The 20,269-nt window shown below is 61.6% G+C and carries 20 protein-coding genes; 12 read left to right on the forward strand and 8 right to left on the reverse strand.

The genetic code is table 11. The annotated features are described in order from the left end of the window. Positions 1–133: 133 nt before the first annotated feature. Positions 134–736 carry a Yip1 family protein gene (locus BLU71_RS01800; protein ID WP_042607174.1) on the reverse strand — a complete coding sequence of 201 codons (603 nt, stop codon included), beginning with the start codon at positions 734–736 and terminating at the stop codon, positions 134–136. A gap of 434 nt (positions 737–1,170) precedes the next feature. Between BLU71_RS01800 and ttcA the strand changes: the two genes are divergently transcribed. Continuing rightward, the gene (gene ttcA, locus BLU71_RS01805; protein ID WP_039757843.1) at positions 1,171–1,995 is read left to right on the forward strand and encodes a tRNA 2-thiocytidine(32) synthetase TtcA; all 825 of its coding nucleotides are present in this window, start codon (positions 1,171–1,173) and stop codon (positions 1,993–1,995) included. Positions 1,996–2,130: 135 nt separating this feature from the next. Then, on the forward strand, positions 2,131–2,805 hold the full coding sequence (locus BLU71_RS01810; RefSeq protein WP_016773632.1) for a DNA-3-methyladenine glycosylase I: 675 nt from the start codon (positions 2,131–2,133) through the stop codon (positions 2,803–2,805). A gap of 99 nt (positions 2,806–2,904) precedes the next feature. On the opposite strand, the gene BLU71_RS01815 is transcribed toward BLU71_RS01810, so the two are convergent. The 3 genes from BLU71_RS01815 to arsC are packed head-to-tail and all read right to left on the reverse strand — an operon-like array spanning position 2,905 to position 4,276. Beyond that, positions 2,905–3,330, reverse strand: coding sequence for a DUF2069 domain-containing protein (locus tag BLU71_RS01815; RefSeq protein ID WP_083352183.1), 426 nt, complete (start codon positions 3,328–3,330; stop codon positions 2,905–2,907). Next, positions 3,330–3,926, reverse strand: coding sequence for an NAD(P)H:quinone oxidoreductase (wrbA, locus tag BLU71_RS01820; protein WP_042607172.1), 597 nt, complete (start codon positions 3,924–3,926; stop codon positions 3,330–3,332). The genes BLU71_RS01815 and wrbA overlap by 1 nt, the downstream gene beginning before the upstream one ends. Beyond that, a complete protein-coding gene (gene arsC, locus BLU71_RS01825) occupies positions 3,923–4,276 on the reverse strand; it encodes an arsenate reductase (glutaredoxin) (RefSeq protein WP_042607171.1) in 354 nt (117 codons plus the stop codon). Before arsC ends, wrbA begins: the two co-directional genes overlap by 4 nt. 113 nt (positions 4,277–4,389) lie before the next feature. On the opposite strand from arsC, the gene BLU71_RS01830 reads away from it, so the two are divergent. Beyond that, positions 4,390–4,857 carry a TlpA disulfide reductase family protein gene (locus tag BLU71_RS01830; RefSeq protein WP_042607170.1) on the forward strand — a complete coding sequence of 156 codons (468 nt, stop codon included), beginning with the start codon at positions 4,390–4,392 and terminating at the stop codon, positions 4,855–4,857. Positions 4,858–5,073: 216 nt separating this feature from the next. Here BLU71_RS01830 and BLU71_RS01835 read toward each other — a convergent pair whose 3' ends face one another. Continuing rightward, positions 5,074–5,478 (reverse strand): META domain-containing protein, encoded by a 405-nt coding sequence (locus tag BLU71_RS01835; protein WP_042607169.1) that lies wholly within the window; start codon positions 5,476–5,478, stop codon positions 5,074–5,076. Next, complete coding sequence (locus tag BLU71_RS01840) at positions 5,478–5,912, reverse strand: hypothetical protein (RefSeq protein WP_039757838.1); 435 nt, start codon at positions 5,910–5,912, stop codon at positions 5,478–5,480. The genes BLU71_RS01835 and BLU71_RS01840 overlap by 1 nt, the downstream gene beginning before the upstream one ends. A gap of 134 nt (positions 5,913–6,046) precedes the next feature. Between BLU71_RS01840 and BLU71_RS01845 the strand changes: the two genes are divergently transcribed. Beyond that, positions 6,047–6,505 (forward strand): hypothetical protein, encoded by a 459-nt coding sequence (locus BLU71_RS01845; RefSeq protein WP_083352184.1) that lies wholly within the window; start codon positions 6,047–6,049, stop codon positions 6,503–6,505. Positions 6,506–6,511: 6 nt separating this feature from the next. On the opposite strand, the gene BLU71_RS01850 is transcribed toward BLU71_RS01845, so the two are convergent. Beyond that, on the reverse strand, positions 6,512–7,501 hold the full coding sequence (locus BLU71_RS01850) for a 2-hydroxyacid dehydrogenase (RefSeq protein ID WP_042607167.1): 990 nt from the start codon (positions 7,499–7,501) through the stop codon (positions 6,512–6,514). A gap of 81 nt (positions 7,502–7,582) precedes the next feature. Further along, complete coding sequence (locus BLU71_RS01855; RefSeq protein ID WP_083354293.1) at positions 7,583–10,336, reverse strand: response regulator; 2,754 nt, start codon at positions 10,334–10,336, stop codon at positions 7,583–7,585. Between the two features lie 205 nt (positions 10,337–10,541). Between BLU71_RS01855 and BLU71_RS01860 the strand changes: the two genes are divergently transcribed. The 8 genes from BLU71_RS01860 to BLU71_RS01895 all read left to right on the forward strand — a co-directional run bounded on the left by BLU71_RS01860 (position 10,542) and on the right by BLU71_RS01895 (position 20,152). After that, positions 10,542–11,264, forward strand: coding sequence for a response regulator transcription factor (locus tag BLU71_RS01860; RefSeq protein WP_065616797.1), 723 nt, complete (start codon positions 10,542–10,544; stop codon positions 11,262–11,264). Continuing rightward, positions 11,251–12,675, forward strand: coding sequence for a sensor histidine kinase (locus BLU71_RS01865; protein WP_065616798.1), 1,425 nt, complete (start codon positions 11,251–11,253; stop codon positions 12,673–12,675). Before BLU71_RS01860 ends, BLU71_RS01865 begins: the two co-directional genes overlap by 14 nt. Before the next feature lie 185 nt (positions 12,676–12,860). Further along, positions 12,861–13,904 (forward strand): PDDEXK nuclease domain-containing protein, encoded by a 1,044-nt coding sequence (locus BLU71_RS01870; protein WP_083352185.1) that lies wholly within the window; start codon positions 12,861–12,863, stop codon positions 13,902–13,904. Between the two features lie 88 nt (positions 13,905–13,992). Continuing rightward, complete coding sequence (gene cysM / locus BLU71_RS01875; RefSeq protein ID WP_039757833.1) at positions 13,993–14,895, forward strand: cysteine synthase CysM; 903 nt, start codon at positions 13,993–13,995, stop codon at positions 14,893–14,895. Then, a complete protein-coding gene (gene rlmD / locus BLU71_RS01880; protein ID WP_083352186.1) occupies positions 14,895–16,271 on the forward strand; it encodes a 23S rRNA (uracil(1939)-C(5))-methyltransferase RlmD in 1,377 nt (458 codons plus the stop codon). The genes cysM and rlmD overlap by 1 nt, the downstream gene beginning before the upstream one ends. A 101-nt stretch (positions 16,272–16,372) precedes the next feature. Further along, positions 16,373–18,616: a GTP diphosphokinase gene (gene relA / locus BLU71_RS01885; RefSeq protein WP_064364824.1), complete on the forward strand. Its 2,244-nt coding sequence runs from the start codon at positions 16,373–16,375 to the stop codon at positions 18,614–18,616. 130 nt (positions 18,617–18,746) lie between these two features. Continuing rightward, on the forward strand, positions 18,747–19,583 hold the full coding sequence (gene mazG / locus BLU71_RS01890; RefSeq protein ID WP_042607161.1) for a nucleoside triphosphate pyrophosphohydrolase: 837 nt from the start codon (positions 18,747–18,749) through the stop codon (positions 19,581–19,583). A gap of 26 nt (positions 19,584–19,609) precedes the next feature. Further along, positions 19,610–20,152, forward strand: coding sequence for a DUF2058 domain-containing protein (locus BLU71_RS01895; protein WP_016773645.1), 543 nt, complete (start codon positions 19,610–19,612; stop codon positions 20,150–20,152). The last annotated feature ends 117 nt before the right edge of the window (positions 20,153–20,269 follow it).

Here is a 20,269-nt window from a genome sequence, read left to right on the forward strand (position 1 = left end):
CAGAGAAGCCGAGTATGCCGCAACCCCGGCGACTTGCGAATCGCCGACCTGCCGAATGGTCGTCGCCCAACGAGAAGGCCGCCTTGCGGCGGCCTGTATTGGCAGAGGTTGTTTTTCTCAGGGAGGAAACGAGTCAGTTGGTATAGACGGGCCCGACACCCAGCCCCCAGATGATCACGGTAAACGCCATGATCGCGACCAGCACCACCAGCCCGACCGCGAGCACCGAACTGGAAAACAGAAAACCTTCATCCGAAGGAATGTTCATGAAGGTCGGCAGGCCGACGTACAGCAGGTATACCGTGTAGCAGATGGCCGCCGTGCCGACGATCATCCCCAGCCACATGTGCGGGTACAGCGCCGCCAGGCCGCCGACGAACAACGGTGTCGCCGTGTAAGTGGCAAACGCCACGCAACGGGCCAGGCTTGGATTGGCGTCATAGGTACGCGCCATCCAGTGCACGAAGGCGCCCATCACCGCGACCCCGCCGAGCATCGCCAGGTACGACATGATGGTCATCCACAAGGCACTTTCGAACGTCAGCATCACCGGCGCGCGGTTGCCGATCACCCAGCCGACCTGGGTCGTGCCGATGAACGCCGAGACAGCGGGGATCGCCGCCAGAATCAGCGTGTGGGTCAAGTACATGTGGCTGATGCTTTCCTCTTGGTCGCCACGGATCTCCTTCCATTCCTGATCGGGGTGGGTAAACAGTCCCACTACGTGATGGATCATGCCATTCACTCCTCTTGTCATTGCCATCGCCCCCCAACGGAGCGCCTACGGGCCAAGGTGGCCGAGCAAATACAGGTCTAAAGACGTGTGCGACCTTATGTCGCAGTATAGAAAGGACTCCAGCGCACCGGTATGCCGGGCTTAGAGCAAATCGCGCTGTAAACAAAGGGCTTAATCGCGCCAGAATCTTGAAGGAACCGAATGGTTCGGTGGTGAGGGAGCTTGCTCCCGCCCGGCTGCGCAGCAGTCGCAAACCCTCCCGGCTCGCCGTGTCAGGAAAAATTCCGTTGCAGGTTTGGGGGCGCTTCGCACCCCAGCGGGAGCAAGCTCCCTCGCCACCGTAGAGGTGAGTCAATTCGACTGCGGCCCTTCGCCCGCGCCGGGTTTTTTGCGTAAAATGCCGGCCTTTCGTCACACCTCACGGATTTCGCGTCATGGGCACTCTTACGGTCAACCAGAACAAACTGCAAAAGCGCCTGCGCCGCCTGGCCGGCGAGGCGGTCGCCGATTTCAACATGATCGAAGACGGCGACAAGGTCATGGTCTGCCTGTCCGGGGGCAAGGACAGCTACACCATGCTCGACGTGCTGATGCACCTGCAGAAGGTTGCACCGATCAAATTCGACATCGTCGCGGTGAACATGGACCAGAAACAGCCGGGCTTTCCCGAGCACGTGCTGCCGGCCTACCTGAAAGAGCTGGGCATCGAGTACCACATCGTCGAGAAGGACACCTACTCGGTGGTCAAGGAACTGGTGCCGGAAGGCAAGACCACCTGCTCGCTGTGCTCGCGCCTGCGTCGCGGCACGCTGTACACCTTTGCTGACGAAATCGGCGCGACGAAGATGGCCCTCGGTCATCACCGCGACGACATCGTCGAGACGTTTTTCCTCAACATGTTCTTCAACGGCACCCTGAAAGCGATGCCGCCGAAACTGCGCGCTGACGATGGCCGCAACGTGGTGATTCGGCCGCTGGCGTACTGCAACGAGAAAGACATCCAGGCCTACTCGGACTTCAAGCAATTCCCGATCATTCCGTGCAACCTTTGCGGCTCGCAGGAGAACCTGCAGCGCCAGGTGGTCAAGGAAATGCTTCAGGACTGGGACCGCAAGACCCCGGGCCGCACCGAATCGATTTTCCGCAGCCTGCAGAACGTGGTGCCGTCGCAACTGGCCGACCGTAACCTGTTCGACTTCACCAGCCTGAAGATCGACGAGACCGCGGCTTCGCGTTTCGTCAATGTCGTCAATCTGTAAACCCGATCCAGATGTGGGAGCGAGCCTGCTCGCGAAAGCGGTGTGTCATTCAGCCCAAGTGTTGACTGATCCAACCCCTTCGCGAGCAGGCTCGCTCCCACAGGGATCTGTTCGTTTCATTCAATAGGAGAGGGCATGCGCGATTACAAGTGGCTGCACGAATACTGTCTGAACCGTTTTGGTTCGGCGGCTGAACTGGAAGCCCATCTGCCCGTTCCCAAGACCCCCGCACAATTGCGCAAGATCCGCGACGACCGCTACCTCTCGACCATGGCCCTGCGGGTGTTTCGCGCCGGGCTCAAGCACAGCCTGGTCGACGCCAAGTGGCCGGCCTTCGAAGAAGTGTTCTTCAAGTTCGATCCGGAAAAAGTCGTGCTGATGAGCGCCGAACACCTCGAGCGCCTGATGCAGGACGCGCGGATCATCCGCCATCTGGGCAAGCTGAAAAGCGTGCCGCGCAATGCGCAGTTCATCCTCGATGTGGAAAAGGACAAGGGCAGCTTCGGCGCGCTGATCGCCGACTGGCCGGTGACCGACATCGTTGGTCTGTGGACGTACCTGAAAAAGCACGGCCACCAACTCGGCGGGCTGTCGGCGCCGCGGTTTTTGCGCATGGTCGGCAAGGACACATTCGTGCCGAGCTACGACGTGGTCGCAGCGTTGAACGCGCAGAAGATCGTCGACAAAGTGCCGACCAGCCAGCGTGATCTGGCAACGGTGCAGAACGCGTTCAACCAGTGGCACGAACAGAGTGGCGGACGGCCGATGAGCCAGATCTCGATGATGCTCGCCTACACCGTGAACCATTAAGACGGGGTCGTTCCTATCGCGAGCAGGCTCACTCCTACAGGGGATCTGTGGCGTACACAAATCCCCTGTAGGAGTGAGCCTGCTCGCGATAGCTATTTGTCAGGCGACGGAGACTTCGCCTTCGCCAGCCAATTTGCGATTCAACTGATAGCGCCAGCGCACATACAGCAGCGCCGAACAGAACACTGCCAGGCTCGCGGCCATTTCCAGCAGACCGAACACGTGCCGGTTGGGATCGTATGCGGCCAGTGCGCCTTTGATGAAATACAGGTTCACTACAAAACACATCCACGAATGTCCACGGCCGCTGCCCATGATCATCGCCGGGGCGAGCACCAGCCACGGGATCAGCTCGACCAGCAGAATCACCCACGGCCGTGCGCCGTGCAGGTCGGCGAACAGCAGGTAATAAGCGGCGAGCAATCCGGCGAGGGCGAAAAAGCTCAGCAGGCTGAGCACGCGCATTGCCTTGACCCGTGGCTCAAGCCACGCCACCGAGGGCAGGACTTTCGGCTTCTTCGCCATCAGCCCACCAGTTTCTGCGCGGTTTTCGCCAGACGCAGACCGAGTGCGCGGCACAGCGCCACTTCGTGCTGATCGAGACCGTTCTTGCCGTCGGCACCGGCGTGATGGCTGGCCCCGTAGGGCGTGCCGCCACCTTCGGTTTCGAGCAGGGCCGATTCGCTGTAGGGCAGGCCGGTGATCAACATGCCGTGGTGCAACAGCGGCAGCATCATCGACAGCAGCGTGGTTTCCTGCCCGCCGTGCAGGCTGGCGGTGGAGGTGAACACGCCGGCCGGTTTGCCGACCAGCGCGCCGGTCAGCCAGAGGTTGCTGGTGCCGTCCAGAAAATATTTGAGCGGCGCGGCCATATTGCCGAAACGCGTCGGACTGCCCAGTGCGAGACCGGCGCAGTTCTTCAGATCGTCGAGGCTGGCGTAGAGCGCGCCTTCATCGGGAATGTCCGCGGCCACCGCTTCGCATTCGGTGGAGATCGCCGGGACCGTGCGCAGACGCGCTTCCATTCCGGCCTGCTCGACACCCCGGGCGATCTGCCGGGCCATCTCGTTGGTCGAACCGCTGCGGCTGTAATAAAGCACCAGAATGTACGGCGCGCTCATGGCAACAACTCCAACACGTTCTCCGGTGGGCGACCGATGACGGCTTTGTTGCCGGCTTCGAGAATCGGCCGCTCCATCAGTTTCGGGTGCGCAGCGATGGCGTCGATCAAATGCTGCTCGCTGAGACTGGCGTCCGCCAGGTTCAGGGTTTTGTATTCCTCTTCGCCGCTGCGCAGCAGTTGCCGCGCGCTGATCCCGAGCTTGCCGAGCAGGGCCTTGACTTGCGCGGCGTTCAGCGGCGTTTCCAGGTAGCGCACGATAGTCGGCTGCAAGCCGCGGGCTTCGAGCAGTTCCAGCGCGGCGCGGGATTTCGAGCAGCGCGGATTGTGATAAAGCGTCAGATCGGTCATGGCGGGTCGCTTCTGGCGTAAAGTGGCGGCTATTCTAACTGTGCGGCGCGCAATCCAGAACCGTCAGAGGCGATGGGTCGCAGGCGCTTTCGAATTTTCACAAGGAACACGACATGACACGGCGATTGGCAGCGGCATTGACCATTATCGGGGCGTTGATGCTGGGGGGCTGCGGCAATGATTACGGGATCGACCAGAACGGCCAGAAGGTTGCGTCCGAACGTCTGGACAAACAATGGGTGGTGCTTAACTACTGGGCCGAATGGTGTGGCCCGTGCCGTACGGAGATTCCTGAACTGAATCATTTGGCTGACGAACTCAAAGGCAGGAACGTCGGTGTGTTCGGGGTCAATTTCGACAATGTGCAGGGCGCGGAGCTGAAAGAAGCCAGCGAGAAACTGGGCATCAAGTTCACCGTGCTGGCGCAGGATCCGGCAGAGCTGTTCGACCTGCCGCGCAGTGAGGCGCTGCCGGTGACCTTCATCATCGATGACAAGGGCAAGGTGCGTGAACAGTTGCTCGGTGAGCAGACAGCGGCGGGGGTGATGGCGAAGCTGGAAGCGTTGCAGGCTACGAAGTAAACCGCCAGAAGCCCCTCCCCCCAGCCCCTCCCCGAGGGAAAGGGGGCCGACCGAGGTGTCTGAGACACCGAGTCGATTATGCATCCGCTAGAGAGGGGCCAGTACATCAGGGATTCAGCGAAGAGCTTTCAAGTCGGCGTATCTCTCGAATATCCCCCAATCAGTCCCCTCTACCTCTGGGAGAGGCTAGGGTGAGGGGCTTGGCGGTCCAAGCGATCAGCCCTCTTCCAGCCACCAGCGCAACGGTTTGCCTTCAGCCGGCCAGAAGCGTATCTGCTCGATCGGCGAAATGTCCCAGCGCTCGACCTTTTCCAGCGCCTGCAGGAATCGCTGTTCCTGCTCCATCAGCGCCGGGGCGCAGAGCTTGCGGGTCTTGCCGATCTTGCCGAAGGTCAGCTTGTCGCCGTCCTGCGTATAGGGCGCGAACCAATGGTTGCAGCCGCCGTTGCCATAGGCGCGGCCGTCATCGCCGAGGGTTACGGTCAGATGGCTGTAATCCATCAGTGGCCGCTCGCCGATCCATTCCAGAATGTAGCTGCGGTTGTGCTGCAGTTGCACCGGCTCTGCGGCGCAACCGGCCAGGCCGACACCGATCAGCGCGGTCAGGACGAGCCGTTTCATCACGCAGGCTCCTGGCATTTCGGGCACAGGTGCTTGTCGCCAACGGCTTTCCAGCCCAGTTCGGCGATGCGTGCGGTGGCAGCCGGTTTTTCTGCGGTTTTGCCGAGTTTGGCGTCCACGGCGAATTCAAAGCTCAGCTCTTTCGCGCAGCTGTCGCAATTGACCTGCCAGGTGTGAATGGCCAGTTCGCCGAACACCGGGCCTGTGGTCATTGCGGTCCACTGGCCCGGCGGGTTGATCAGGTGGCGGACCGTGTCGACGGTCAGGCGCATGGACAAGTCCTTGCTGCCTTTGAGGGTGACCAACAGGGCATCGCCGATGCGGATCGAGCCACCGTTGCCAGTCACTTGATAGCGGCCCGGAACGAGGGCACGGCATTCGGTGAGGGTGTGTTGCGGGTTCATCAGGGTGTAGCGGAAATCGTGTTCGACCATGGGTCCTCCAAATATGCGCGACATGCTAGCACGGGCTCGATTGCAGAATGATGCACGCGTGCGACCTTCGATCCGGTTCAAATAGGCCGACAGTCATGGCAAACTGCCGGCCCCCGAATCTGAAGGAACGGAACATGGCGCTGATCGAATGTTATGAATGCAAGCGGAGCATCAGTTCCGAAGCGCTGGTGTGCATTCACTGCGGCGCCCCGATGGCCGAGCACGCCGCCATGCAGGCGCAGTCGATTGCGGCATCGGCGCAGACCTCGACGATTTCCTTCGGCAGCCTGCCACGCAACAAGGCTGTGCCCGAAGCGGTTGTACTGCCAGTGGCCGAGCCGTTACCGAAAGTGATGCCCGCAGCAGCAGGGCGCCGTCGTCGTCAGCAGGCGGCAGAACAGGCTCGCCAGGCACAACAACCGCTCAACGCCGATGGCAGCCGCCCGGTGGAAGGCTGGCTGAAAATCATGGTGTTTCTGTTGCCGGCGTTTTTCGTCTGGTTCCTGCTGCGCAGCGGCCATTCGAGCAAGCAGCGCCTGCTCGGTTTCGGTTGGCTGGGCTTGCTGATCCTGGCGTCTTCGCTGCCCAAGTAAAACGGTTCAACCCTCGACCTGGTTCTGCGGCGCACCTGCCGCCCAGGTCGCGATGTTATCCAGGGTGGTGGCGGCAATCGCGCCCAGCGCCTCGCGGGTCAGAAATGCCTGATGCGCCGTGATGATCACGTTGGGAAACGTCAGCAGGCGTGCCAGCACATCGTCCTGCAACGGCAGGTCGGAGCGATCCTCGAAAAACAGCTGCGCCTCTTCCTCGTAAACATCCAGCCCCAGATACCCGAGTTGACCGTCCTTCAGGGCGTCGATCAGCGCCGGGGTGTCCACCAGACCACCGCGCCCGGTGTTGATCAACATCGCCCCCGCCTGCATGTGTGCCAGTGACTGGCGATTGATCAGGTGTTTGCTCTGCTCGTTGAGCGGGCAATGCAGGCTGATGATCCGCGACTGCGCGAGCAACTCCGGCAGGCTCAGATAACGCGCGCCCAAGGCCAGTACCTCGGGATTGGGATACGGGTCGCAGGCCAGCAGTTCACAGCCGAAGCCGTGCATGATTTTCGCGAAGGTTGCGCCAATCTGCCCGGTGCCGACGATGCCGACAGTTTTGCCGACCAGATCGAAACCGCTCAGGCCATGCAGGCTGAAATCACCTTCGCGGGTGCGGTTGTAGGCGCGGTGCAGGCGACGATTGAGGGCGAGGATCAGCGCGACGGCATGTTCGGCCACGGCGTGCGGCGAGTAGGCCGGCACACGCACGACGGCCAGGCCGAGGCGCTTCGCTGCGGGCAGGTCGACATGGTTGTAACCGGCGGAACGCAGGGCAATCAGCCGCGTGCCGCCAGCCGCAAGGCGTTCCAGCACCGGGGCGCTGAGGTCGTCATTGATGAACGCGCAGACCACTTCGTGCTGCTCGGCCAGCGCCGCCGTATCTACGCTCAGTCGCGCCGCTTGAAAGTGCAGTTCGAGCCCGGCCGGGCAGTCGGCGCCGAGGAAGCTGTCGCGGTCGTAGGTCTGGCTGCTGAAAAAGATCGTGCGCATGAATCCTCCTGGAACATCGACGCGGGCGGCAATCGCCCGCGACAACTGTAGCGCTTTGCGCGCACCGTGCCTTGCCGTGGATCAGGCGCTGATGCGCGCCTGCGCCGCGAGTCGGTTGATCGAGCGTTCCAGTTCGTCCAGCGCGGCAGCGGCTTTCGGATCGTCCTGCTTGAGCAGGGTTTCGCTGCGCTGGCAGGCGGCGCGCAGTTGCGGCACCCCGCAATAACGGGTGGCGCCGTGCAGGCGGTGCACGCGTTCGAGCAAGGCATTCTGGTCGTGGCTGTCCCGCGCCGCGCGAATCGCTTCGCGGTCGGCTTCCAGCGAGGCCAGCAGCATGGCGAGCATGTCCGCCGCCAGATCCGCCTTGCCGGCCGCCAGACGCAAGCCTTCTTCGTGATCGAGTACCGGCAGTTCCTGCTGACTCGCCGCGCTGTCGCCGCTACGATCCGGCGCCTGATTGCGCAGGGCCAGTCCGGTCCACTTCAACACCACCTGCGCCAGTTGCCGCTCGCTGATCGGTTTGGTCAGGTAGTCGTCCATGCCGCTTTGCAGCAGCGCGCGTTTTTCGTTGGCCATGGCGTGGGCGGTGAGGGCGACGATCGGCAGCGGTGTGCAATGCCGTTCGCTTTCCCACTGGCGAATGGTTTCGGTGGTCTGGCGACCGTCCATGCCCGGCATCTGCACGTCCATCAGCACCAGATCGAAGGATTCGCTCTGTACGGCTTTGACAGCCGCGTAGCCGCTTTCCACGGCGAGCACGCGGGCGCCCATGTCTTCGAGCAGGGTTTGCACCAGCAACAGATTGGCCGGATTGTCGTCTACGCACAGCACGCGCGGCGCACGACTCGACAGCGGCTCGCCCGGTTCGCTGCGGATCTGGCGCGGATTGACCAGATCGGCCAGCGCCCGGCGCAACTTGCGCGTGCACGCCGGTTTGGCTTGAAGCTGGCTGTGCGGGTTGGGCACCGACAGATGGAACAGCGTCTGCTCGGTGGTCGGGCACAGCACCAGCACTTTGCAGCCCAAGTGTTCGAGGTCCCAGATGTGCTGGTTCAAACGCTCCGGGAGCATGTCGTTGCTGGTGATGCCGATGACCGCCAGATCGATCGCCTGATCGGTCTGATGTGCGCCGGTGACGCCATTGCTCAGGCTTTCCAGAGTATTGAACGGCGTGACGTCGAGGCCGCAGTCTTCCAGTTGATGCTGCAAGGCCTGACGCGCCAGTTCGTGATTTTCCAGTACCGCCACGCGGCGCCCGAGCAATGGCGCGGCGGGCAGGTCTTCGGCGTCGTCGCGAGTCTTCGGCAGGCTCAGGCTGATCCAGAATTCCGAGCCTTCGCCCGGGGTGCTGTCGACGCCGATCTCGCCGCCCATCTGCTCGATCAGGCGCTTGGAAATCACCAGCCCCAGACCGGTGCCGCCGGGCTGGCGGGACAGCGAGTTGTCGGCCTGGCTGAAGGCCTGGAACAGCGCGCGCACATCCTGGCTCGACAAACCGATGCCGGTGTCCTGAATGCTGACGCGCAATTGCACGCTGTCTTCGTGCTCGTCTTCGAGCATCGCCCGGGCGACGATGGTGCCTTCGCGGGTGAACTTGATCGCATTGCTCACCAGGTTGGTGAGGATCTGCTTGAGGCGCAGCGGATCGCCGACCAGCGACAGCGGCGTGTCGCGATAGACCAGACTCACCAGCTCGAGCTGTTTGGCATGCGCCGCCGGGGCGAGAATGGTCAGGGTGTCCTGCAACAGATCACGCAGATTGAACGGAATGTGATCGAGCACCAGTTTGCCGGCCTCGATCTTCGAGAAATCGAGAATCTCGTTGATGATCCCCAGCAGACTGTCGGCAGACTTTTCGATGGTGCCGAGATAGTCGAGCTGGCGCGGGGTCAGTTCGCTTTTCTGCAACAGGTGAGTGAAGCCGAGAATGCCGTTGAGCGGGGTGCGGATTTCGTGGCTCATGTTGGCAAGGAATTCGGATTTGATCCGGCTGGCCTCCAGCGCCTCTTTGCGCGCCAGGTCCAGTTCGATGTTCTGGATTTCGATGGTTTCCAGGTTCTGCCGGACGTCTTCGGTGGCCTGATCGACGCTGTGCTGCAACTCTTCACGAGCGTTCTGCAGGGTGCCGGCCATGCGGTTGATGCCGGAGGCCAGTTCGTCCAGTTCCTGACTGCCGAGAGGCGGCAACCGGGTTTCCAGGTGACCGTCCTTGAGTTGCGCGACGGCCTGTTTGATCTGGCTCAGCGGGCGGTTGATGGTGCGGCCCATGCGCAGCGCGAGGAGGGCGGCGCCGGCGAGTCCGGCGGCGATCAATAGCAGGCTGGCGAACAGGCTGCGATAACCGCGCAACAGCATGCCGTTGTGCGACAGCTCAAGTTCGACCCAACCGAGCAACCGCTCGGACTCCTCGGGAATGATTTCACCGGCGAGGTTGCGGTGCTTGCCGAACACCGGCATCAGGTAGCGCGTCGCGTCATTGCCGCTGCGCCGTTGCAACAATGCGCTGTCGCCGCTGGGCGCCTGATTGAGCATGGTCGGGCCGGCGTGGGCCAGTGGCGAGCGGTCCGCCGCGAGGAAGGTCACCGCGCGCACGTCGGGTTGTTCAAGGGACTGGGTGGCGATGCGCTCGAGCAGATCGGCATCGCCGTGGCCCATCGCCGGCGCGACCAGCGGCGCCAGTTGCTCGGCGATCATTTCGCCGCGCTGCATCAATTGGCTCTGCAGGTCGGTCTGCTGCGTCCAGGTGAAATAGCCACCCAGCACCAGCGCCATCAGGCTGGTCGGCAACAAGGTCAGCAACAGCACGCGACCTTTGATTCCCAGTTTCTTGAGCACGCCTATCTCCCGCATCCCGCTGATCTGTTGACACATGCGTGCATCCAGCACGCGACATGGGCGCAGTGTAGCGATTTGCTGGCGGGCAATCTTGCGGAAAATGCAGCGCGCTCAAGCACGCGTTCGTCCGACAGGCCAAGCTTGTGTTGCCCGCAGTCGGACAATCTTGAATAATCCGCCAACTGAGAATTACTTGCAGATACTCATGACTCCTGTTTCCGCTGGCCAGCCACGCATCCTTTCCATTGAAGACGATCCGGTTCTCGGCGCCTATGTGCACGAGCATCTGGGCCGCAGCGGTTTTCAGGTGACCTGGTGCCAGAACGGCCAGGAAGGTCTCAATATTGCGCAGCGCCAGCCTTTCGACGTGGTGCTGATGGACATTCTGCTGCCCGGGCTCGATGGCCTGAAACTGTTGACGCAACTGCGCCAGAGCCACTCGACGCCGGTGTTGCTGATGTCGGCGCTGGGCGCCGAGGCCGATCGCATCAGCGGCTTCCGTCTCGGTGCCGATGATTACCTGCCCAAGCCGTTCAGCATGGCCGAGTTGCATGTGCGCATCGAAGCGATCCTGCGGCGAGTCGCACTGGATCGGCGCCCACCTGCGGTGGCCGCTGCTCAGGTCGGAGGCACCCTGCGTTTCGATGACCAACAGTGCGACGTGTTCTTCCGCGAGCAAGCGGCCGGGCTGACCCGCAGCGAATTCCGTTTGCTGGAAACCCTGCACCGCAACCACGAAGAAGTGCTGAGCAAAGCCTTCCTTTATCAGCACGTCCTGCAACGCGGTTTTGCTGCCCACGACCGCAGCCTCGATATGCACATCAGCCAGATCCGCCGCAAACTCAAAGCCATCGGTTACACCGAACGCGAAGTGCGCACGGTGTGGGGCAAAGGCTATGTCTTGAGCGGTGCCGATGAAACTGTCTGAGCTGCCAGGGCGGCATTCGCTGTTCTGGAAACTGGCGTGCCTGTTGGTAGCGTTCTGTCTGTTGATGATCTGGCTGAGCTGGTCGTGGGGGCGCTACATGGAGGAACGCAATCAGTTCCTTTCCAGTGAAGCGCGCAACACTCTCAGCCGGTATGCCGCACAAGCCGAACAGGCGTGGCAGCGCGGCGGGCGCGATGGTGTCGATGACTGGTTGCGAAGCATGGAGTTGCGCGAGGCCAGTTGGGTCGGGGTGATTGGCGCGGACCTGCAATCGCTGAGCAGCCGCCCGCTGAACGCGGCAGAAGTGCAGCACCTGACCTTTCTGCGTGGCCTCGACTGGCCGATCCACAAGAAGGGCCGGCCGTGGCTGCGGGTACCGTTTCCCCAGGATCCGGCGGCCGGCATTCTGGTCATCGAATTGCCCGAGCGCTTTGTCCCGGGCAAGTACCGGGTGTTCTGGCGCGTGATCACCAACGGCGTGATTCCCGGACTGTTCACCCTGTTGCTCTGTGTCGGCCTGTATCGCCTGCTGGTGGTGCCGCTGAACAACCTGCGCGAACAGGCCAACGCCTGGCGCGCCGACCAACTGAATGTGCGCCTGTCGAGCGGCATCACCCAGCGCCCGGATGAACTCGGTGAGCTGGCGCGGGCCTTCGATTCCATGTCCGAACGCCTGCAAACCACCGTCGCCCTGCAACAGCAATTGTTGCGCGACCTGTCGCATGAGTTGCGCACGCCGCTGAGCCGCTTGCGCGTGGCCAGCGAAAGCGAACAGGGCCTGCCGCAACTGCGCGAACGCATCGGCCGCGAGGTGGACGGCATGCAACGCCTGGTCGAAGACACCCTGCAACTGGCCTGGCTCGACACCGACCGCTCGCCATTGCCGGATGAAGCGATCCAGATTCAGGCACTGTGGGAAATGCTCACCGACAACGCCTGTTATGAAAGCGGCTGGCCGAGTCTGCAACTGCAATGCTCGGTCGAAGCATCGTGCTGGGTGCGCGGCAACCTCAATACCCTCGCGCAAGCGCTGGAAAACATTTTGCGCAACGCGATTCGTCACTCGCCTGAGGGCGGGATTGTGCGGCTGGATGGCCGGCGTGATGGTGAGTATTGGCACTTGTGGCTGGAGGATCAGGGCGGCGGCGTGGCTGAAGAGGATCTGCAGCGGATCTTTTCGCCGTTCATTCGCCTGGACGGATCGCGGCCCGGGGATGGCGGGTTTGGGCTGGGGTTGAGCATTGCGCGTAACGCGGTGCAGCGCCAGGGCGGGTTGCTCTGGGCGGAAAATGCAGGGGCTGGGTTGCGGTTGAATTTGCGCTTGTTGGCGGATGATGGTGTTGCGCCGAATGACGCTATCGCGAGCAGGCTCACTCCTACAGTGGAATTGCGTACGCCGCAGATTATTTGAACAACATAAATACCCTTGTAGGAGTGAGCCTGCTCGCGATGTAGTCCATTCGCGCTCCCAATCCCACTGACTTGCCGGAGCGCTCGTCTTTTTCTGTATGACATTTCCCAAGCTGCACCAGCGGTCATTTCAAGCTTCCTGAACGGTTTAGGCTCGTGCTTCACCAAACCTTCAAGGAATTGCGCATGAATGCATCCAGCCTTACCGGCAGCTCAGATGGCGATCGTTTCAATGAAGTGCTCGCGCTGATTCACAGTTCCAGACACAAGGCCATGCAAGCGGTCAATACTCACCTGATCGAGCTTTACTGGCAGGTGGGCGCGCATATCAGTCGCAAGATTGAGCGGGCGGAGTGGGGGGATTCGGTCATCGCTCAACTGGCTGCGCATCTCGCTCAGACCCAGCCAGGCCTGCGTGGATTCACTCGACCCAATCTGTTCCGCATGCGCCAGTTTTATGAGACTTATCGAAACGAAGCAATTGTCTCACCACTGGTGAGACAATTGCCGTGGACTCATAACATGATCATTTTGAGTCAGAGCAAATGCCCTGAGGAGCGGGCTTTCTACCTGCGAATGGCCGTTCAGGAAAAATGGTCAAAGCGCGAACTGGAGCGGCAACTTAAAGCCGCTCTGTTCGAGCGAGCCATCGCCGATCCAGCGAAAGCCTCCGCCGCGCTCAAACAAACGCACCCGGCAGCGCTTGAGATATTCCGCGATTCCTACATGGTCGAATTTCTCGACCTGCCTTCTGCTCATTCTGAAACCGATCTGCACCAAGGGCTCCTGAAAAGGCTAAAGGACTTCCTCATTGAGCTGGGTCGGGACTTCTGCTTTGTCGGTTCCGAATATCCGCTGCAAGTCGGCGGTCGGGATTTCGCTCTGGATCTTCTGTTCTTCCACCGGGGGCTTAATTGCCTGGTCGCGATTGAACTCAAGGTCGGGCGTTTCGAGCCAGAGTATCTGGGCAAGCTGGATTTCTATCTGGAGGCGCTGGATCGCAATGTCCGCAAGCCCCACGAAAATCCGGCGATCGGTGTGTTGCTCTGTGCCAGCAAAGAGGACGAGGTTGTCGAGTACGCCCTCAACCGCAGTCTTTCGCCCGCATTGATTGCGCAATATCAAACATGCTTGCCGGATAAACAGTTGCTGCAAGCCAAGCTCCATGAGTTTTACGCCTTGGATACAGCCCATATGGAAAACCCGACCAGTGATCCCTTATTCCCATAAACCATAAGCACCGCACTTTGCGTGATATGGCCTGCGCGGGTTTGCCGGTATGATAGGCGCCCCCGCACGTCTGGATTGCGAATACGCCATGACCCTGCAGTACCCAACCATCGCCGATTGCGTCGGCAACACGCCGCTGGTGCGTTTGCAGCGCCTGCCCGGCGCCACCAGCAACACCCTTTTGCTCAAGCTCGAAGGGAACAACCCGGCGGGTTCGGTCAAGGACCGGCCGGCGCTGTCGATGATCACCCGTGCCGAGCTGCGCGGGCAGATCAATCCCGGCGATACGCTGATCGAGGCGACCTCCGGCAACACCGGTATCGCTCTGGCGATGGCCGCTGCGATCAAGGGTTACAAGATGATCCTGATCATGCCGGACAACTCCAGCGCCGAGCGCAAAGCGGCGATGACCGCTTACGGCGCCGAGCTGATTCTGGTCACTCAGGAAGAGGGCATGGAAGGCGCCCGCGATCTGGCCCAGCGTATGGAAGCCGAAGGCCGTGGCAAGGTGCTCGACCAGTTCGCCAACGGCGACAACCCCGAAGCGCACTACACCACCACCGGTCCGGAAATCTGGCGTCAGACCCAGGGTAGCATCACCCATTTCGTCAGTTCGATGGGCACCACCGGGACCATCATGGGCGTGTCGCGCTACCTCAAAGAGCAGAGCGACAGCGTGCAGATCGTCGGCCTGCAACCGATGGAAGGCTCGGCCATTCCCGGCATCCGCCGCTGGCCGCAGGAATACCTGCCGAAGATCTATCAGGCTGACCGCGTCGATCGCATCGTCGACATGGCGCAAAGCGAAGCCGAAGACGTCACTCGTCGTCTGGCCCGCGAAGAAGGCATCTTCTGCGGCGTGTCCTCGGGCGGTGCGGTGGCAGCGATGCTGCGCCTGTCCAAAGAAGTTGAAAACGCGGTGATCGTTGCGATCATCTGCGACCGTGGCGACCGTTACCTGTCGACCGGCATTTTCGACGCGCCCAACTGATGGCCAAACACGAAAGAGGCCTGCGCTTCCAGCCCACCGGCGGCAGCAAGGCGCCGCAGATCCCGACCGGTAAAAAGCAGCGCTTGAGCATCGAGCGCCTGGCCAATGACGGTCGCGGTATCGCGTTTTTCGAAGGTAAAACCTGGTTCGTCCTCGGCGCCCTTGCCGGTGAGGAGGTCGAAGCGCGGGTGCTTGGCGCCCACGGCAAAGTGGTCGAAGCACGCACCGAGCGTGTGTTTACCGCAAGCGACTTGCGTCGTCCGGCAGCGTGCGCGCACTTCGGCCGCTGTGGCGGTTGCAGCGTCCAGCACTTGCCCCACGCCGAACAGCTCGCCCTGAAACAGCGCATGCTCGCCGAGCAATTGTCGCGAGTTGCCGGAGTCGAACCCGAAGAATGGGCAGCGCCGCTGACCGGCCCGGAATTCGGCTACCGTCGGCGCGCACGCATCGCCGTGCGCTGGGACATGAAAGCGAAGAACCTCGAAGTGGGTTTCCGCGCCGCCGGCAGTCAGGACATCGTTGCGATCAGCGAATGCCCGGTGCTGGTACAGCCCTTGCAACCGATCATGACCCGTTTGCCGGAGATGCTGCGGCGCCTGAGCAAGCCCCAGGCGCTGGGCCATGTCGAGTTGTTCAGCGGCTCATCTCTGGCGGTGTTGCTGCGGCACATGGCGCCTTTGTCCGAAGCGGATCTGACGATTCTCAAGGATTTCTGCCAATTCCATCAGGCGCAGTTGTGGTTGCATGGCGAAGGTGAACCGCAACCGGTCGAGGCCGGTCAGAGCCTCGGTTATCGCCTGGAGCAGTGGGATCTCGAACTGGCGTACCGGCCGGGAGATTTTGTTCAGGTCAACGCCGGGGTCAACGAAGCGATGATCGCTCAGGCGCTGGAGTGGCTGCAGCCGACGGCTGACGAGCGCGTGCTCGATCTGTTCTGCGGGCTGGGCAATTTTGCCCTGCCGCTGGCCAAAAGCGTACGTGAAGTGGTAGCGGTAGAGGGCGTGCAGACCATGGTCGAGCGTGCCGCTGCCAATGCCGTCAGTAACAATTTGCATAACACAAAGTTTTTTCAAGCCGATTTATCCCAGCCTTTGACCGATGCTCAGTGGATCGGAAACGGCTTTTCTGCGGTACTCTTGGACCCACCGCGTGACGGTGCTTTCGAGGTGGTGCGCAAGCTCGCGACCCTGGGCGCCAGACGGTTGGTATACGTGTCGTGCAACCCGGCCACGCTGGCGCGCGATACGCAGGAATTGATCAAGCAGGGCTACCGGTTAAAACGTGCCGGGATTCTCGATATGTTTCCTCAGACGGCACATGTCGAGGCCATGGCGTTATTTGAAGCGAGCCAGGATGGCTCGTCTGAATCCGTCTGATCTGTCCGCGCAGCGCTCGCCTGAGCCCCGCGAGCGCGAACGGACACTGAGGATCAGCGATTTGACGCATTGAATCTGCGTCGTAGGGAAGGTAAAGCAGCATGGTACAGGTGAGAGCACACCAGCCGATCAACACCGACGGCAGTATCAATCTCGAGGCTTGGCTCGATCACGCGGTCAGTGTCGATCTGGCACTGGATCGCGAGGCCTTGAAAGAAGCCTGCGAGTTCGCTCGCGAGGCCGAACAACAGTCCAACGCCAGGAAGAACCTGTGGGCCGAAGGCTCCGGCAGTTTCAGCACTGGCCTTGAGATCGCCGAAATCCTTGCCGACCTCAAGCTCGATCAGGATTCACTGGTCGCCGCCGTGTTGTATCGCGGCGTGCGCGAAGGGCAGATCGAACTGGCGGCAGTCGGCCAGCGCTTCGGCCCGGTGGTGGCCAAACTGATCGACGGCGTGCAGCGCATGGCGGCCATCAGCGCCAGTCTCAGCCCACGGCAGTCGATGGTCATGGGCACCCAGGGGCAGGTCGAAAACCTGCGCAAGATGCTCGTGGCGATGGTCGATGACGTGCGCGTTGCGCTGATCAAACTGGCCGAACGCACCTGCGCCATTCGTGCGGTGAAAACCGCCGACGATGAAAAGCGCAACCGCGTCGCCCGGGAAGTCTTCGACATCTATGCGCCGCTCGCGCATCGTCTTGGCATCGGTCACATCAAATGGGAGCTGGAGGACTTGTCCTTCCGCTATCTCGAACCTGATCAATACAAGCAGATCGCCAAGTTGCTCCACGAGCGGCGGCTGGATCGCGAGCGCTTCATCAGCGACGTGATGACCCAGCTCAAGGACGAACTGCAGGCCACCGGCGTCGACGCCGACATCAGCGGCCGGGCGAAACACATCTACTCGATCTGGCGCAAAATGCAGCGCAAGGGCCTGGAATTCAGCCAGATCTACGACGTTCGCGCCGTGCGCGTGCTGGTGCCGGAAATGCGCGACTGCTACACCGCGCTCGGCATCGTCCACACTCTGTGGCGGCATATCCCGAAAGAATTCGACGACTACATCGCCAACCCGAAAGAGAATGGCTACCGCTCGCTGCACACGGCGGTGATCGGCCCGGAGGGCAAGGTCCTCGAGGTGCAGATCCGCACTCATTCGATGCACGAAGAAGCCGAACTTGGCGTCTGCGCGCACTGGCGCTACAAGGGCACCGACGTCAAATCCGGCTCGAACCATTACGAAGAGAAAATCTCCTGGCTGCGCCAGGTCCTTGAATGGCACGAAGAACTCGGTGACATCGGCGGTCTGGCTGAACAGCTGCGCGTCGACATCGAGCCTGATCGGGTCTACATCTTCACGCCCGACGGTCACGCCATCGACTTGCCGAAAGGCGCGACGCCGCTGGATTTCGCCTACCGGGTGCACACCGAAATCGGCCACAACTGTCGCGGTGCGAAGATCAACGGCCGTATCGTGCCGCTGAACTACAGCCTGCAGACCGGCGAGCAGGTCGAGATCATCACCAGCAAGCACGGCACGCCGAGCCGCGACTGGCTGAACCCGAACCTCGGTTACGTGACCACCTCGCGTGCGCGGGCGAAGATCGTTCACTGGTTCAAGTTGCAGGCTCGCGATCAGAACGTTGCCGCTGGTAAAACCCTGATCGAGCGCGAACTCAATCGCCTCGGCCTGCCGGCGGTGGATTTCGACAAGCTGGCCGAAAAGGCCAACATGAAAACCGCCGAAGACATGTTCGCCGCCCTTGGGGCCGGCGACCTGCGTCAGGCGCATCTGGTCAACCTCGCGCAGCAACTGGTCGAGCCGGAGCGCGGCAACGAACAGTTGGAGCTGATCCCGCGCAAGGCTACTGGTTACAAGCCGGGCAAGCGCGGCGATATCCAGATTCAGGGCGTCGGCAACCTGATGACGCAGATGGCCGGCTGCTGCCAGCCGCTGCCGGGCGACGCGATCGTCGGTTACATCACCCAGGGCCGTGGCGTGAGCATTCACCGTCAGGACTGCGCCTCGGTGCTGCAACTGGGCGGGCGCGAGCCGGAGCGGATCATTCAGGTCAGCTGGGGCCCGGTGCCGGTGCTCACCTATCCGGTGGACATCATCATCCGCGCCTACGACCGTTCCGGGCTGCTGCGTGACGTCTCGCAGGTGCTGCTCAACGAGCGCATCAACGTGCTGGCGGTCAACACCCGCTCGAACAAGGAAGACAACACCGCGCTGATGTCGCTGACCATCGAGATCCCCGGTCTGGATGCGCTCGGGCGGTTGCTGGGGCGGATTTCGCAATTGCCGAACATCATCGAGACGCGACGTAACCGCACCCCGTGATGCAATTGATTGTTCCCTGTGGGAGCGAGCCTGCTCGCGAAGAGGGTGTGTCAGTCGACATCTTTGTTGCAGACACGCCGCTTTCGCGAGCAGGCTCGCTCCCACATGGGATTTGTGGTGAGCCAGATAAATGAAGTACACCCTCGAAGACCTGCTCCATCTGATGTCCCGTCTGCGCGATCCGCAGTTCGGTTGTCCGTGGGACATCAAGCAAACCTACGCGACCATCGTCCCGCACACCCTCGAAGAAGCCTATGAAGTGGCCGATGCCATCGAACGCGGCGATCTCGATCATTTGCAGGGCGAGTTGGGTGATCTGTTGTTTCAGGTGGTGTATTACAGCCAGTTGGCCAAGGAAGAAGGGCGGTTCGAATTCGCCGGAGTGATCGACAGCATCACGCGCAAACTGATTCGTCGTCATCCCCACGTATTCCCCACCGGCGATCTGTACGCGCCGCTTGACGTGCCGCGCTTGAGCGAAGCGCAGGTCAAGCAGCGCTGGGAGGAGATCAAGGCCGAAGAGCGCGCGGAAAAATCCGCGGCGCCCGAGCAGTTGTCGCTGCTCGACGATGTGCCGGCCACGTTGCCGGCACTGTCGCGCTCAGCCAAGTTGCAGAAGCGCGCCGGGCAGGTCGGTTTCGACTGGCCGGACGCCTTGCCGGTGCTCGACAAGGTCCGCGAAGAGCTCGATGAAGTGCTCGAAGCCATGTCCGAAAACGATCCGGTGGCGGTGGCCGACGAGATCGGCGACCTGCTGTTTTCCGTGGTCAATCTGGCCCGGCATCTGAAGGTCGATCCGGAAACCGCCTTGCGCGGCGCCAACGGCAAGTTTGAAAGACGTTTCCGTTTTATCGAACAGGCATTGCGCGACACCCACCGTCCCATGGAAGATTGCACCCTCGAAGAGTTGGACGCCCTCTGGGGCGAAGCCAAACGCCAGGAAAAGAATGAGCCCAGCTGCGGCTGAGCCGTTGCCCAAGTGAGTAAGCATTGATGAGCCTTTCCCTTCGCGACCAGTTGCTCAAAGCAGGCCTGGTCAATCAAAAGCAGGCCAAGCAGGTCAGCAAAGACAAGCAGAAGCAACAGCGTCTGGCCCACAAAGGCCAGGCCGAGCTGGATGATTCGCAGCAGCGCGCCGCCCAGGAAGCCATGGCCGAGAAGGTCAAGCGCGACCAGGAGCTGAACCGTCAGCAGCAGGAGAAGGCCGAGGCCAAGGCCCGCGCCGCACAGGTCAAGCAGTTGATCGAGGTCTCGCGTCTGCCCAAGCTGACCACCGAGGACTACTACAACTTCGTCGACGACAAGAAGGTCAAGCGCATCTCGGTCAACACGCTGATGCGCAACAAGCTCAGCAGCGGCTCGCTGGCGATCGTGCACCACAACGGCGGCTATGAAGTGATTCCCCGTGAAGCGGCACTCAAGATCCAGGAGCGCGACCCGCAGCGCATCGTCCAGCTCAACGTGCAGACCGAAGAGGTCAACGCCGAGGACGATCCGTACGCGGCTTATCAGATCCCTGACGATCTGATGTGGTAAGCGATTGTGGCGAGGGAGCGTGCTCCCGCTGGGGCGCGAAGCGGCCCCGCTCTTTATCCTGAGAGCAGGGCCTGCTGCGCAGTCCAGCGGGAGCAAGCTCCCTCGCCACAATGTGCA

This window comes from Pseudomonas moraviensis (assembly GCF_900105805.1).
In the GTDB taxonomy this organism is placed as follows: domain Bacteria; phylum Pseudomonadota; class Gammaproteobacteria; order Pseudomonadales; family Pseudomonadaceae; genus Aquipseudomonas; species Aquipseudomonas moraviensis_A.